General features: G+C 53.5%; 11 protein-coding genes. 9 read left to right on the top strand and 2 right to left on the bottom strand.

What is annotated here, in order from left to right; genetic code table 11:
* Positions 1 to 183: 183 nt before the first annotated feature.
* The 3 genes from OGV75_RS06380 to pdxY all read left to right on the top strand — a co-directional run bounded on the left by OGV75_RS06380 (position 184) and on the right by pdxY (position 3,877).
* The gene (locus tag OGV75_RS06380) at positions 184 to 1,554 is read left to right on the top strand and encodes a tyrosine phenol-lyase (RefSeq protein ID WP_016155590.1); all 1,371 of its coding nucleotides are present in this window, start codon (positions 184 to 186) and stop codon (positions 1,552 to 1,554) included.
* A gap of 188 nt (positions 1,555 to 1,742) precedes the next feature.
* Entirely contained in the window at positions 1,743 to 3,008 is a 1,266-nt protein-coding gene (locus OGV75_RS06375) for an aromatic amino acid transporter (RefSeq protein WP_016151548.1), read from the top strand.
* A gap of 11 nt (positions 3,009 to 3,019) precedes the next feature.
* The gene (gene pdxY / locus OGV75_RS06370) at positions 3,020 to 3,877 is read left to right on the top strand and encodes a pyridoxal kinase PdxY (RefSeq protein WP_115191035.1); all 858 of its coding nucleotides are present in this window, start codon (positions 3,020 to 3,022) and stop codon (positions 3,875 to 3,877) included.
* Between the two features lie 470 nt (positions 3,878 to 4,347).
* Here the strand turns inward: pdxY and OGV75_RS06365 are convergent, their stop codons facing one another.
* On the bottom strand, positions 4,348 to 5,901 hold the full coding sequence (locus OGV75_RS06365) for an L-lactate permease (RefSeq protein ID WP_016151550.1): 1,554 nt from the start codon (positions 5,899 to 5,901) through the stop codon (positions 4,348 to 4,350).
* Positions 5,902 to 6,481: 580 nt separating this feature from the next.
* Between OGV75_RS06365 and OGV75_RS06360 the strand changes: the two genes are divergently transcribed.
* Genes OGV75_RS06360 through OGV75_RS06350 form a run of 3 tightly spaced genes read left to right on the top strand, consistent with a single transcriptional unit; the run spans position 6,482 to position 9,324 of the window.
* Positions 6,482 to 7,201 carry a (Fe-S)-binding protein gene (locus OGV75_RS06360; RefSeq protein WP_016155592.1) on the top strand — a complete coding sequence of 240 codons (720 nt, stop codon included), beginning with the start codon at positions 6,482 to 6,484 and terminating at the stop codon, positions 7,199 to 7,201.
* Positions 7,202 to 7,211: 10 nt separating this feature from the next.
* Positions 7,212 to 8,639, top strand: a complete 1,428-nt coding sequence (locus OGV75_RS06355; RefSeq protein WP_016151552.1) for a LutB/LldF family L-lactate oxidation iron-sulfur protein — start codon at positions 7,212 to 7,214, stop codon at positions 8,637 to 8,639.
* The gene (locus OGV75_RS06350; RefSeq protein WP_016151553.1) at positions 8,632 to 9,324 is read left to right on the top strand and encodes a LutC/YkgG family protein; all 693 of its coding nucleotides are present in this window, start codon (positions 8,632 to 8,634) and stop codon (positions 9,322 to 9,324) included. The genes OGV75_RS06355 and OGV75_RS06350 overlap by 8 nt, the downstream gene beginning before the upstream one ends.
* 48 nt (positions 9,325 to 9,372) lie before the next feature.
* Here the strand turns inward: OGV75_RS06350 and gntP are convergent, their stop codons facing one another.
* Complete coding sequence (gene gntP / locus OGV75_RS06345; RefSeq protein ID WP_046275099.1) at positions 9,373 to 10,716, bottom strand: gluconate permease GntP; 1,344 nt, start codon at positions 10,714 to 10,716, stop codon at positions 9,373 to 9,375.
* A gap of 260 nt (positions 10,717 to 10,976) precedes the next feature.
* Here gntP and uxuA point away from each other — a divergent pair, with 260 nt between their 5' ends.
* The 3 genes from uxuA (at position 10,977) to uxuR (ending at position 14,710) form a co-directional block, all read left to right on the top strand.
* Complete coding sequence (uxuA, locus tag OGV75_RS06340; protein ID WP_286480445.1) at positions 10,977 to 12,161, top strand: mannonate dehydratase; 1,185 nt, start codon at positions 10,977 to 10,979, stop codon at positions 12,159 to 12,161.
* Between the two features lie 78 nt (positions 12,162 to 12,239).
* On the top strand, positions 12,240 to 13,715 hold the full coding sequence (locus OGV75_RS06335; protein ID WP_286480444.1) for a fructuronate reductase: 1,476 nt from the start codon (positions 12,240 to 12,242) through the stop codon (positions 13,713 to 13,715).
* 221 nt (positions 13,716 to 13,936) lie between these two features.
* Entirely contained in the window at positions 13,937 to 14,710 is a 774-nt protein-coding gene (gene uxuR, locus OGV75_RS06330; protein ID WP_029139754.1) for a Uxu operon transcriptional regulator, read from the top strand.
* The last annotated feature ends 153 nt before the right edge of the window (positions 14,711 to 14,863 follow it).

Raw genomic sequence — 14,863 nt, 5'->3', positions numbered from 1 at the left:
TGCCAGTGATTAATGTTGACCAGGCTATTTCCATAATCAATTAAATCTTGCATAGTGCCTCCACATTATTTCTCCCCCTGACTCAGGAGGCGAATAGTTATATTTCATCAGACTTTATTGATGAACCAGGTATGCTTTACTTCACATTAATACGTACATGACCACTGTTACTGGAGAAACAAAATGAATTATCCGGCAGAACCCTTCCGTATTAAAAGCGTTGAAACTGTATCTATGATCCCGCGTGATGAACGCCTTAAGAAAATGCAGGAAGCGGGATACAATACTTTCCTGTTAAATTCGAAAGATATTTATATTGACCTGCTGACAGACAGTGGCACTAACGCAATGAGCGACAAGCAGTGGGCCGGAATGATGATGGGTGATGAAGCCTACGCGGGCAGCGAAAACTTCTATCATCTGGAAAGAACCGTGCAGGAACTGTTTGGCTTTAAACATATTGTCCCTACTCACCAGGGGCGCGGCGCAGAAAACCTGTTATCGCAGCTGGCAATTAAACCGGGGCAATATGTTGCCGGGAATATGTATTTCACTACCACCCGTTATCACCAGGAAAAAAATGGTGCGGTGTTTGTCGATATCGTTCGTGACGAAGCGCACGATGCCGGTCTGAATATTGCTTTTAAAGGTGATATCGATCTTAAAAAATTACAAAAACTGATTGATGAAAAAGGCGCCGAGAATATTGCCTATATTTGCCTGGCAGTCACGGTTAACCTCGCAGGCGGGCAGCCGGTCTCCATGGCTAACATGCGCGCGGTGCGTGAACTGACTGCAGCACACGGCATTAAAGTGTTCTACGACGCTACCCGCTGCGTAGAAAACGCCTACTTTATCAAAGAGCAAGAACAGGGCTTTGAGAACAAGAGCATCGCAGAGATCGTGCATGAGATGTTCAGCTACGCCGACGGTTGCACCATGAGTGGTAAAAAAGACTGTCTGGTGAACATCGGCGGCTTCCTGTGCATGAACGATGACGAAATGTTCTCTTCTGCCAAAGAGTTAGTCGTTGTCTACGAAGGCATGCCATCTTACGGCGGCCTGGCCGGACGCGACATGGAAGCTATGGCGATTGGTCTGCGCGAAGCCATGCAGTATGAGTACATCGAGCACCGCGTGAAGCAGGTTCGCTATCTGGGCGACAAGCTGAAAGCCGCGGGTGTACCGATTGTTGAACCGGTGGGCGGTCACGCGGTATTCCTTGATGCGCGTCGCTTCTGCGAGCATCTGACGCAGGACGAGTTCCCGGCGCAAAGCCTGGCTGCCAGTATCTATGTGGAAACCGGCGTACGTAGTATGGAGCGCGGAATTATCTCTGCGGGCCGTAATAACGTGACCGGTGAACACCACAGGCCGAAACTGGAAACCGTGCGTCTGACTATTCCACGCCGCGTTTATACTTACGCGCATATGGATGTAGTGGCTGACGGTATTATTAAACTTTACCAGCACAAAGAAGATATTCGCGGGCTGAAGTTTATTTACGAGCCGAAGCAGCTCCGTTTCTTTACTGCACGCTTTGACTATATCTAAATAATAATTATGGCCCCATCTCAGGATGGGGCTTTTTTGTATTTCTTTTCCATGAACAGGAAGCCTTTGCGGTGCCCGTTACCGTGACATAACTACAAAAGTAAACCCTGACTCCGACATTTTTATTATCCGCATGATGTACAAATGACAGCTGTAATTATAACGAATAGTCTACAGGAACATTTATCATGGATATTAATGCCATTGAGCGACAGAGTAGTACCCCCGGACTGATTAGCGGAACCATGTTGGTTATCGCGACCGTAGTGGGTGGAGGGATGTTTTCCCTGCCGATTGCGATGGCTGGCGTATGGTTCCCCGGTGCGTCAGTTATTCTTCTGTTTATCGCCATCATGATGTTATTAACCGGTCTGATGCTGGTCGAAGTTAATCTGCATTATGGCGCCGGTGCCAGTTTTAATACCTTTACTCAGGATTTATTAGGCCGAAAGTGGAATATTGTGGTCGGTATCGCTTTCGGCTTTGTGCTGTATATTCTGACCTATGCCTATATCTCTGGTTCGTCGGCGGTGATGGCGCAAACCGTGTTCAAATACAGCGGCGTGCGCTTTCCGGCGAATATCTCGGTGGTGATCGTCAGTATGCTGGTCGGGGCGATTGCCTGGTACAGCTCCTTGTTGGTTGGACGTATTACTACCGTGTTGATCATCGGTAAGTTTATCGCGTTCTTTGCCACCTTCTCTGGCCTGGTGGGTCATATCGAAGTGGCGAAACTCGTCGACAGCGTGGCGGTGGCGCTGCCCAATTCGCAGTACCTGCCGTATATCCTGATGACGCTGCCGTTCTGCATTATCTCGTTTGGTTTTCACGGTAACGTGCCGAGCCTGGTGAAGCTGTATGGCACGAGCGGGATCTCAAATATTACGCGTTCGATTATCATCGGCACGCTGTTTGCCCTGCTGCTGTATATCTTCTGGCTGGGCGTCACGATGGGCAACATCAGTCGTTCCTCGTTCCCGCCAATTATCGCCAAAGGCGGCAATATCGACGTGTTTGTCGAGGCTATCAGCGGGCTGTTCACCAGCCGTTATATGGATCTGATCCTGACCTTTTTCGGCAACTTTGCGGTAGCCAGTTCCCTGCTGGCGGCGACGCTTGGCCTGTTCGATTACATCGCCGACCTGTTTCACTTCCCGGATGACGGCATGGGTCGCCTGAAAACCGCGCTGGTGACTTACTTCCCGCCAGCCGCCGTGTGCTTCTTTTTCCCGAACGGGTTTGTGCACGCCATTGGTTACGCCGGTCTGGCCTTTACCATCTGGAGCGTGATCCTGCCGCCGTTCCTGGTGAAAGCGGCGCGGAAACGTTTTCCGACCGCCAGCTATACCGCGCCGTGTAATAACACCGTGCTCAATCTGGTCATTGTCTGTGGGGCGGTTGTCTATCTGACGGTTGTTCTGGACGTATTTGGTCTGCTGCCAACGTTTCGCTAGACGGAGTCAAAATGAAAAACGTGTTGTCTGTTCAGTCGTCAGTCGTTTATGGCTATGCCGGAAATAAAGCCGCCGTGTTGCCGATGCAGCTCTCGGGGATCGATGTCTGGCCGTTTTACACCGTACAGTTTTCCAACCACACCCAGTACGGGATGTGGCAGGGCATGGCGATGCCGCACGGCGAGCTGAGCGCCATCATCAGCGGGCTGGATGACCTGCAAAAACTGGCGCAATGCGATGCCGTGCTGTCCGGGTATCTTGGGGACAAACGCCATTGCGAAGAGGTGAAGCTCGCGGTCACCACCATTCGCCAGCGTAATCCCCAGGCGCTCTATTTTTGTGATCCGGTGATGGGCGACCCGCAAAAAGGCTGCATTGTCGCGCAGGGCGTGGAGTCCTTTTTTGTCGATGACGCCATTCAACTGGCTGATGTGATGGGGCCGAATCTCTATGAGCTGGGCGTGCTGACGGGCAGACAACTACGTAGTTTTGACGAGGTGGTGGAAGCGGCGCAGCAGCTGGTGGCGTGGGGCGTGAAGAAGGTGCTGGTGAAACATCTCGGCGACTGCTCGCGCGACAAACAGGCGTTTGAAATGCTGCTGGTGACGGCGGAACAGACATTACACATCGCCCGGCCGCTGTATACCTTTGCCAAAATGCCGGTGGGCGTTGGGGATCTGATTTGCAGCGTGATGCTGGCCTCACTGCTCAACGGTTATGAGGACAAGCAGGCGCTGGAGCGGACCACCAGTGTCGTCGACGCGGTGATGCGGCTGACGAAAGAGCGCGACTCGTATGAACTGCGGCTGATAGACGCGCGTCACCAGATAATGGAGCCGCAAATTCGCTATCAGGCAACGGTGCTGTAGCGCCGCAAGGAGGCTCTATGTTTCTGACACTGCTACGATTTCAGCATCCGCTGATCTACCGTTTTGCATGGCTTCGTCTGTGGGTCAGGGTGTTAAGAGCGTGCGGGCTGCGTAAGTGAAAGGGGAGAACATTTTCTCTGCTGCCGGATGCGGCGCTTGCGCCTTATCCGGCCTACAAATGAGCGTGAAACGTAGACCCGATAAGCGAAGCGCCATCAGGCATTAGCGCCAGGCATTACACGCGGAAGTAGCGTGGTGGGATCAACGCGGAAAAGGCGTCGAACTTCTTCACCATCTTTTTCCAGAACAACATAACAACAATCCTCGATTTGAAACATCGGCGCTATTTTAGTCAGCGCCGACAAATCGTAAAGCCAGTCGCTTCGTTTCGATCCTGAAGCGGTGTAAACCTTTTTGGTCACCGCGTCGTCAAATACGGTTGCCGTGAATTTGACGGGGTTGACAATGGATTACGCCATAAACCAGTAATAAAAGAGACCGACTTTCAGGCCAAGGATCACAATATAGGCGCAGCAGTATTTCATGGTGCCAGACATTATCTGGTTGGCCTGTCCGTCCATTTTGGTGGCTGAAACCGCAATGGCGATACTCTGCGGCGAAATCATTTTCCCCCCCGTTGCACCAGAAGTATTCGCCGCCGCGAGCCAGTTGGGATCGATATGCAGTTTACTGGCGGCAATGGTTTGCAGTTTGCCGAACAAAATATTCGAGTTGGTATCGCTGCCGGTAACAAACGTGCCCAGCGCGCCAATCACCGGGGCGAGGAAGACGTAGGAACTGCCGGTCAGATCGACAATCGACTGGGCCAGCGTGGAGATAATCCCGCTGAGATCCATCACCGTGGCCAGCGCGACAATCGCCATAATCGCCACAATGGAATTTTTAAGCTGGAAAATGGTTTTGATAAACACTTCCAGCATCCCGCGTGCGGACGCTCCCTGAATAAAACCGCCGATAAGGGTCGCAAAGATGATCAGCATCCCCGGCGTGGTCACCCATTCAACTTTCAGCGCCAGCGTGTTGCCGTCGGCGAGCGTGAAATGCAGCACCGAGGCCAGTTGGGACGCCGCGCCTTTGATCGTCGGGAACAGCGGTGAGCACAGCAGGATAAAAACAAAAATAAACAGATAGATAGAGCCTACGCGGAACAACACTTTTGCCGAGCGCGGCGTGGTTTCGCGGGTATGGCTGACCTCAATGCGCCACTCGGGATCGGTTTTCCCTTTGCGCAGGCGACTGACCATCGCCACGGCAAACAAGCTGACCAGGCTACCGGCAAAGGCGGGCAATTCCGCGCCAAGATGGATGGCGACAAAATATTGCGGAACCAGCGTGGTGATGCCGCAAATCAGCGTGATCAGAAATACGCCACGAATGGCTTTCAGGCCGCCGCCAATAATGCAGACAATGACAAACGGCAGCAGGATATTAAACAGCGCGAGCTGCAGAATAATGGTTCCGCCTAAGGTATACACCGGCAGATTAACCTGTTCCGCCAGAATAGAAACCGGGATCCCGACCGCGCCGAACGCGGTGGGAACGGTATTCGCCACGAGAGAAGCGATTGCCGCCTTCAGCGGGTTGAATCCCAGCGCAATGAGAATGCCGATCGGAATGGCGACCGCCGTGCCATAACCTGCCGCGGCTTCAAGGAATCCGCCGAAGCACCATGAAATCAGTAGCACCTGAATACGCTTATCTTCGCTAATGCTGGCGAGAATATCGCGCAGAATATCCAGCGCCTTGGTCGCCTGCATGACGTTATAACTGAAGATGGCGCCGAGGATCACAATCACAATCGGCCATAACCCCTTCAGGGCGCCATAGCCTATCGCGGCTTTCAGATTCTGTACGGGCATTTCCCAGAATATGGCCGACAGCGCGGCAGTGAATACCAAAGAGATCAACACGGAATAATGGATGGGCATTTTCAATTTCAATATTAAAAATACCATCAGTAGTAAAGGAGAGAGTGCCAGGGCAAACATAAAATATTCGTTCATTGCTATTCCTGATTGGTTCATTAAACCTGATTTATATTTATGGTGGGGAGGCTACATTGCTGGGTTAATAAAGTATGTAAACTGAATCGCTTCAGTGAATAAAGTAATTATGATTTGTGGTTTTGTAACTATTGTAATCTTTTAATTAAAATCCAATGCCAGGTAAATATACTTAAGAGTAAGCTGAATACCTATAAATAGTTATATGATAACCTTTTTAATAATGCTGGTGATGAGAATAGTAAGCACCTGAAACTGTTTTTAAGGTGTTCATAACGCTGTGGTTTTAAATATAAAAATGTGAGCGAGACCGAAAGAAATAAACCTGGTTGTTGCATATGGGGGTTGATTAGGGGATTATTTGGTTTTGTCATACAAATGAAAATACTGACATATGCGACTGTCCTGACTTAAGAAGCGGAGAGTCGGCATCAAAGGAAAACGACCCGAGCATCACCATGAACCCAGGTATTAGTAAAAACAGCAAACAGAAAAACTGGGCGTGAAATACGGCTGAACCTTTGCTTAATATCGCGATATCAAGCGCAATAAACAGAAATGAAGCAATGGAGTAGTTATTGTGAATGTAAATTTCTTTGTTACCTGCATTGGTGACGCACTGAAATCACGGATGGCACGAGACTCCGTATTGCTGCTGGAAAAACTGGGTTGTCGCGTTAATTTCCCCGAGAAGCAAGGGTGTTGCGGTCAGCCAGCCATCAACAGCGGTTACATCAAAGAGGCGATCCCTGGAATGAAAAACCTGATCGCCGCCCTGGAAGACAACGACGATCCGATTATCTCGCCAGCAGGCTCCTGTACCTACGCGGTAAAAAGCTATCCGACGTATCTGGCCGATGAACCGGAATGGGCGCTGCGTGCCGAAAAAGTCGCCGCGCGTATGCAGGATCTCACCTCCTTTATCGTCAACAAGCTGGGCGTGGTGGACGTCGGCGCGAGCCTGCAGGGCCGCGCTGTCTATCATCCCTCTTGTAGCCTGACTCGGAAGCTGGGGGTGAAGGAAGAGCCACTCACGCTGCTGAAAAACGTGCGCGGGCTGGAGCTGCTGACGTTTGCCGATCAGGATACTTGCTGCGGCTTTGGCGGGACGTTCTCGGTCAAAATGGCCGAGATATCCGGCGAGATGGTGAAAGAGAAAGTCTTACATTTGATGGATGCGCAGCCGGAATATTTGATTGGCGCAGACGTCAGTTGCCTGCTGAACATTGGCGGTCGACTGCAACGGGAAGGCCAGCCGGTCAAAGTGATGCATATTGCTGAAGTGCTGATGAGCCGCTGAGGGGAAAGAGATGTCGATAAAAACCAGCGATGTAGAATTTAAACTGCGCATTCGTCAGCAGATAGAAGATCCGATCATGCGCAAAGCCGTGGCCAATGCGCAGGAACGTATTGGCGCAAATCGACAAAAAATGGTCGATGAGTTAGGCCACTGGGAAGACTGGCGCGATCGTGCCAGCCAGATCCGCGATCACGTGCTGAGCAACCTCGACGCTTATCTGTATCAACTCTCCGAGAAAGTGACGCAAAACGGCGGCCACGTCTATTTCGCCAAAACCAAAGAAGAGGCCACCGCCTACATTCTGCAGGTCGCGCGAAGCAAAAACGCGAAGAAGGTGGTGAAGTCCAAGTCGATGGTGACCGAGGAGATCGGCGTCAACCATGTCCTGCAGGATGCGGGAATCCAGGTGATCGAAACCGATCTCGGGGAATACATCCTGCAATTGGATCAGGATCCGCCTTCGCACGTCGTGGTCCCGGCTATTCATAAAGATCGCTATCAGATCCGCCGCGTGCTGAACGAGCGTCTGGGGTATGACGGCCCGGAAACCCCGGAAGCCATGACCTTGTTCATTCGCCAGAAGATCCGCGAGGATTTCCTGAGTGCCGAAATCGGTATTACCGGCTGTAACTTTGCCGTGGCGGAAACCGGTTCAGTATGCCTGGTGACCAACGAAGGCAACGCGCGCATGTGCACCACGCTGCCGAAAACGCACATTGCGGTGATGGGCATGGAGCGTATCGCGCCAACCTTTGCCGATGTGGATGTGCTGATCACCATGCTGGCGCGCAGCGCCGTGGGCGCTCGTCTGACGGGCTATAACACCTGGCTGACCGGCCCGCGTGAGGCGGATAACGTGGACGGACCGGAAGAGTTCCACCTGGTGATTGTCGATAACGGTCGCTCGCAGGTGCTGGGCTCTGAGTTTCGCGATGTGCTGCGCTGCATCCGCTGCGGGGCCTGTATGAACACCTGTCCGGCGTACCGCCACATTGGCGGACACGGCTATGGCTCTATCTATCCTGGACCTATCGGCGCGGTGATTTCTCCGCTGCTCGGCGGCTATAAAGATTTTAAAGACCTTCCGTACGCCTGTTCTTTATGCACGGCCTGTGACAGCGTCTGCCCGGTGCGTATTCCGCTGTCAAAACTGATCCTGCGTCATCGTCGGGTGATGGCCGAGGAGGGCATTACCCCGAAAGCCGAGCGACGGGCGATCAAAATGTTCGCTTATGCCAATAGCCATCCGGGGCTGTGGAAAGTCGGAATGATGGCGGGCGCGCATGCGGCAAGCTGGTTTATCAATGGCGGGAAAACCCCGCTCAAGGTTGGCGCGATTGGTGACTGGATGGAGGCGCGCGATCTGCCTGATGCTGACGGCGAGAGCTTCCGCAGCTGGTTTAAGAAACATCAGGCGCAGGAGAAAAAGAATGGATAACCGTACCGCGTTTTTAAACACCATCGCCCAGGCGCTGGGTCGCCCGCCGCGTTTCGAACCGCAAGCGGATGCCGCGCCGGTTAACAATTATGCCAACGAGCGCCTGACCGAACTTAGCCCGCAGCAGCGCTGCGATGCGTTTATCCAGTTCGCCAGTGAAGTGATGCTGGCCCGCTGTGAACTGACTCGCGAGGACCAAGCCGCAGAAGCAGCGCTACGCCTGTGTGAAGAATTGGGTCAGCCGGTAGTGCTGAGCGGCGACAGCCGACTGGTGGCGCTGGGCATCACCGAACGTTTGCAGCAGGAATGCAACGCCGTGGTCTGGGATCCGGCGCGAGGCAGCGAAAATATTACCGAGGCCGAGCAGGCGAAAGTCGGCGTAGTGTATGCCGAGTATGGCCTGACCGAGTCCGGCGGTGTGGTGCTGTTTTCCGCGCCGGAGCGCGGGCGTTCTTTGAGCCTGTTGCCGGAGTCCTCGATTTTCGTGCTGCGTAAAAGCACCATCCTGCCGCGCGTGGCGCAACTGGCAGAAAAACTGCATCAGAAAGCGCAGGCCGGTGAGCGTATGCCGTCGTGCATTAACATTATCAGTGGACCCAGCTCGACGGCGGATATTGAGCTTATCAAGGTGGTTGGGGTGCATGGCCCGGTGAAGGCGGTGTATCTGATTATTGAGGATTGTTAAGGCAGGAGAAGAACCGCTCTGGCGCTGGGGGCCAGAGCGGTATCGATGTTATGCAATCATGCTGATGATCAACACGATAATCAGACCAACCACGGAGTTCACCAGCTCCAGCAGACCCCAGGTTTTCAGCGTATCCTTCACCGACAGGTCAAAGTAGCCTTTGAACAGCCAGAACGAGGCATCGTTGATATGGGTCAGGGTGTTGGAGCCTGCCGCCGTCGCCAGTACCAGCAACGCCGGATCGACGCCCACCAGTTGACCGGTTGCCGGGTCGAGAATGGCTGCGCTGATAATCCCCGCCGCCGTCATGGCTGAGACCACGCCCTGACCGGTTGCCAGACGAATAAGCACGGTTATCAACCACGCCATGATGTATGGAGAAATATTGCCGTGCGACATCAGCATGCCGATGGTATCGCCGATGCCGGTATCGATAATGGTCTGCTTCAGTACGCCGCCCGCGCCGATGATCAGGATCACCATGGCGATGCTTTTCACCGCGTTTTCAAAGGCGTTCATCACCCACTGCATGTCGTGACCACGCGCGGTACCAAACAGCACGAAGGCGACAATCATGGCGATAAACATCGCAATTGGCGAGGAGCCTAAGAAGTTGACCACTTCCCACGCCTGCGTTCCTTTCACCAGCCAGATGTTGGCGATGGTGGTGGAGATCATGATGATCGCCGGGATCAGTGGAACCAGAATAGAGACGCCGAAAGACGGTAGATTGTTCTGGTCAACCGGTACGTCGGCCTTCATGAATGACGGCGTCGGGCGATCGAGGTTGCCGAGGAACTTCGGCAGGATAAGCCCGGCGCAGATCACGCTCGGAATAGTCACCAGAATACCGTAGATGTAGACCATACCCATGTCAGCGCCGTAGGCGTTAACCAGCGCGACCGGACCTGGCTGCGGCGGGAACAGCGAGTGGGCGGTGGTGGCGGCGGCAACGGCAGGAATCGCCAGCTTGAGGAACGGGATCTTCGCTTCCGCGGCAATGACGATCACCAGCGGCGCCAGCATAATAAACGCCACTTCATAGAACATCGCCAGGCCGAAAATCAGACCAATAATGATCACCGACAGCTGCACATAGCGCAGCCCAAGTCGAGCCAGCAGCGTATGAGCAATCTGATGTGCCGCTCCGGAATCGACCATCAGCTTACCGATGACTGCCCCGAATACCACGATAATCGCCAACTCACCCAGCGTGCTGCCAAAGCCGGATTTCATGGTGTGCAGCAGCGCCATTAAGTCCATACCCGCCAGCATGCCGACCGAGAGCGCCGCCAACAGCAGCGCGACCATCGAGTTTATTTTGAATCTTAGATTGAGCACCAGCATCAGACCGATGCCGAATACGACCCACAGAATATTGAGAACATGCATATAACGTCTACCTTTATTGGTTGAACTATTATGATTTTGGTTGAGATGTTATCTGTATTGGTTAACCATTGATGCGATGAATGTCACATTGCGTTACATGTTTACATCTTTACTGCGCTTCCTGGCAGAAAAATGGCGATCTAATCAGCAAAAATCGTGATTTGGTTAACCAATTTATTCCTTCAGGTTGACATGTCATACCAAAAGGAGGAATTTATGTGCCATATCGTCGAGTCCATAACGTAAATGAGGAATAAAAGATGGAACAGACATGGCGCTGGTATGGTCCTAACGATCCGGTCACCTTAGCGGATGTACGTCAGGCGGGTGCCACGGGCGTGGTCACCGCCTTGCACCATATCCCGAACGGGGAAGTGTGGACGGTTGATGAGATCCTAAAACGCAAAGCCATTATTGAGCAGGCGGGCCTGGTCTGGTCGGTCGTCGAAAGCGTACCGATCCACGAAGACATTAAAACCCGTTCTGGTAACTATCAGCAGTGGATCGCCAACTATCAGCAAAGCCTGCGTAACCTGGCCCAGTGCGGCATTCGTACCGTGTGCTACAACTTCATGCCGGTTCTCGACTGGACCCGTACCGACCTGGAATACGTCCTGCCGGACGGCTCCAAAGTGCTGCGTTTTGACCAGATTGAATTCGCCGCCTTTGAGCTGCACATCCTCAAACGCTCGGGCGCGGAAGCGGATTACACCGCCGAAGAGATTGCTCAGGCGAATGAACGCTTTGCCACCATGAGCGATGAAGACAAAGCGCGTCTGACCCGCAATATCATCGCCGGTCTGCCAGGCGCGGAAGAGGGCTATACGCTTGACCAGTTCCGCCAGCATCTTGCGCGTTATAAAGATATCGATAAAGCCGCACTGCGTGAGAACTTTGCCGTCTTCCTGAAAGCAATTATTCCTGTGGCGGAAGAAGCCGGCGTGCGGATGGCGGTACACCCGGACGATCCGCCGCGCCCAATCCTCGGCCTGCCGCGCATTGTTTCCACCGTGGAAGATATGCAATGGATGGTCGATACGGTCAACAGCATGGCGAACGGTTTTACCATGTGCACCGGCTCCTACGGCGTCCGGGCGGACAACGATCTGGTCGACATGATCAAACAGTTTGGCCCACGTATTTACTTCACCCACCTGCGCTCCACGCTGCGTGAAGATAACCCGAAAACCTTCCATGAAGCGGCGCATCTTAACGGCGACGTCGATATGTACGAAGTCGTGAAAGCGATCGTTGAGGAAGAGCAGCGCCGTAAAGCCGAGGGTAAAGAGGACCTGATCCCAATGCGTCCGGACCACGGCCATCAGATGCTTGACGATCTGAAAAAGAAAACCAACCCAGGCTACTCCGCGATTGGTCGCCTGAAAGGGCTGGCGGAAGTGCGTGGCGTTGAGATGGCTATCCAGCGCGCTTTCTTTAGCCGCTAAAGCGAGTTGCCGGCCACCTGTCTGGCCGGCTTTTTCTTTTCTCTTCCGTTGGTCATTCAACGGGTTCTGGAGTTCACGATGACAACGACAATTGCCAATAGCAACCTGCCGGTTGCTCGCCCTGCATGGGACAGCTCGCGCCTGCAATCCCGCATTGTTCACCTGGGATGCGGCGCATTTCACCGCGCGCATCAGGCGCTGTACACCCATCATCTGCTGGAAACCACCGACAGCGACTGGGGGATCTGTGAAGTTAACCTGATGCCGGGTAACGATCGCGTGCTGATTGAAAACCTGCGCAAACAGCAACTGCTGTATACCGTGGCGGAAAAAGGCGCGGACAACACCGTGCTGAAAGTGATTGGCTCGATGAAAGAAGCGTTGCACCCGGAGCTTGACGGCTGTGATGGTATTTTACAGGCTATGGCGCGCCCGCAGACGGCAATTGTCTCGCTGACGGTCACGGAAAAAGGCTACTGCACTGATGCTGCCAGCGGTCAGTTAGATCTCAATAACCCGCTGATTAAACACGATCTGGCGAATCCAGGCGCGCCGAAATCGGCGATTGGTTACATCGTACAGGCGCTGCATCTGCGTCGTGAGCAAGGGCTTGCGGCCTTTACCGTGATGTCTTGCGATAACGTGCGTGAAAATGGTCATGTGGCGAAAGTCGCGGTGCTGGGTCTGGCGCAGGCGCGCGACCCGCAGCTGGCGCAGTGGATTGAGGCTAACGCCACTTTCCCGTGCACCATGGTAGACCGCATTGTTCCGGCGGCGACGCCAGAAACGTTGCAAGAGATTGCCGACCAGTTGGGCGTGTACGATCCGTGTGCTATCGCCTGTGAGCCATTCCGTCAGTGGGTTATCGAAGATAACTTTGTCAACGGTCGCCCTGACTGGGATAACGTTGGTGCGCAGTTCGTTGCCGATGTGGTGCCGTTTGAAATGATGAAACTGCGTATGCTCAACGGCAGCCACTCTTTCCTCGCGTATTTGGGCTATCTCGGCGGCTATGAAACTATCGCTGATACCATGACAAATCCGGCGTACCGCAAAGCGGCGTTCGCGCTGATGATGCAGGAGCAAGCGCCGACGCTGTCGATGCCGGAAGGCACCGATCTTAACGCCTATGCGACGCTGCTCATCGAGCGTTTCAGCAACCCATCACTGCGTCACCGCACCTGGCAGATTGCGATGGACGGCAGCCAGAAATTGCCGCAGCGCCTGCTGGATCCGGTGCGTTTGCATCTGCAAAACGCCAGCGACTGGCGTCACCTGGCGCTGGGCGTGGCGGGCTGGATGCGCTACACCCGTGGCGTGGATGAACAGGGGCAGGCCATTGATGTTGTCGACCCCTTGCTGGCTGAGTTCCAGCGCATTAACCAACAGTACGAAGGGGCCGAACGCGTGACGGCGCTGCTGGGGCTGAGCGGCATTTTTGGCCATGATCTGGCGGAAAACGCTGATTTTGTTGAGACAATTATCGCGACGTATCAACAGCTGTGTGAACACGGCGCACGCGAGTGCGTTGCGGCGTTAAGCGCTGACGCATAATCCCCGAAGTATGACGGGTCAATCAAAATGCTGATTTGGTTGACCCGTTTTCTGTTTTTGGCTTCCCGCAAATGCTATAGTTCAGGCGAAAAAACGTTTTTTGTAGGCTTGATAAGATGCGTCAGCGTCGCCATCAGCCAATGGCACAGGTGCCGGTTGGCAGCGCATGTGCCTTATCCGGCCTACGGATCTGAATTGACGCATCTGACGGACATAACACGATGAAATCGAACACTTCTCAACAAAGACCCTACCAGGAAGTGGGTGCAATGATCCGCGATCTGATTGTCCAGACGCCGTACCAGCCCGGGGAGCGTTTGCCGCCGGAACGTGAAATTGCTGAGATGCTCAATGTCACTCGCACGGTGGTTCGCGAAGCGTTAATTATGCTGGAAATTAAAGGTCTGGTGGACGTGCGCCGCGGCGCCGGGATTTACGTACTCGACAATGCAGATGCGCAGACCATCGACAGTACGGATGTCAATCATTGCAATGACGCAGGCCCGTTTGAGCTGCTGCAGGCGCGACAGCTGCTGGAAAGCAATATCGCCGAATTCGCCGCGCTGCAGGCTACGCGTGAAGATATCGTTAAAATGCGCCAGGCGTTACAGCTGGAAGAGCGGGAGCTGGCCTCCAGCGAAGCGAACGGTTCTGAAAGCGGTGACATGCAGTTCCATCTCGCCATAGCCGAAGCCACGCATAACAGCATGCTGGTGGAGCTGTTTCGCCAGTCATGGCAGTGGCGTGAAAACAACCCGATGTGGATCCAGCTCCATAGCCACCTTGACGATACCCATTACCGTAAAGAGTGGATGGGTGACCACAAACAGATCCTGGCGGCATTAATCAAAAAGGATGCCCGCGCAGCCAAGCTGGCAATGTGGCAGCATCTGGAAAACGTCAAACAGCGCCTGCTGGAGTTTTCAAATGTTGATGACATCGACTTTGATGGTTATCTGTTTGATTCCTGGCCGCTGGATAAAGTTAACGCCTGATTTTCCTTCCTCTCCCATGCGGGCTGTTGCAGCCCGCGCGACACTTTTCAGCACAAAAGTTTATTGCATAACAACGCTTTTTTCTCGTCATGAATGTCACGTAAAAAAAGGTTTCCATCACCTCAGATGATGATTTTTCCTCCGTCGTTACGC

This window comes from Citrobacter sp. Cb028 (assembly GCF_030336705.1).
GTDB classification, from domain to species: Bacteria; Pseudomonadota; Gammaproteobacteria; order Enterobacterales; family Enterobacteriaceae; genus Citrobacter; species Citrobacter braakii.
Note: the sequence above shows the minus strand (reverse complement) of the source record. Positions and strands in the feature narration are given on the sequence as shown.

Coding starts and splice junctions, on each gene's coding strand:
- OGV75_RS06350 (WP_016151553.1), top strand. CDS start 8,632: ATGGATAACCGTACCGCGTTTTTAAACACCATCGCCCAGGCGCTGGGT.
- OGV75_RS06380 (WP_016155590.1), top strand. CDS start 184: ATGAATTATCCGGCAGAACCCTTCCGTATTAAAAGCGTTGAAACTGTA.
- OGV75_RS06365 (WP_016151550.1), bottom strand. CDS start 5,901: ATGAACGAATATTTTATGTTTGCCCTGGCACTCTCTCCTTTACTACTG.
- OGV75_RS06355 (WP_016151552.1), top strand. CDS start 7,212: ATGTCGATAAAAACCAGCGATGTAGAATTTAAACTGCGCATTCGTCAG.
- gntP (WP_046275099.1), bottom strand. CDS start 10,716: ATGCATGTTCTCAATATTCTGTGGGTCGTATTCGGCATCGGTCTGATG.
- uxuR (WP_029139754.1), top strand. CDS start 13,937: ATGAAATCGAACACTTCTCAACAAAGACCCTACCAGGAAGTGGGTGCA.
- pdxY (WP_115191035.1), top strand. CDS start 3,020: ATGAAAAACGTGTTGTCTGTTCAGTCGTCAGTCGTTTATGGCTATGCC.
- OGV75_RS06375 (WP_016151548.1), top strand. CDS start 1,743: ATGGATATTAATGCCATTGAGCGACAGAGTAGTACCCCCGGACTGATT.
- OGV75_RS06335 (WP_286480444.1), top strand. CDS start 12,240: ATGACAACGACAATTGCCAATAGCAACCTGCCGGTTGCTCGCCCTGCA.
- uxuA (WP_286480445.1), top strand. CDS start 10,977: ATGGAACAGACATGGCGCTGGTATGGTCCTAACGATCCGGTCACCTTA.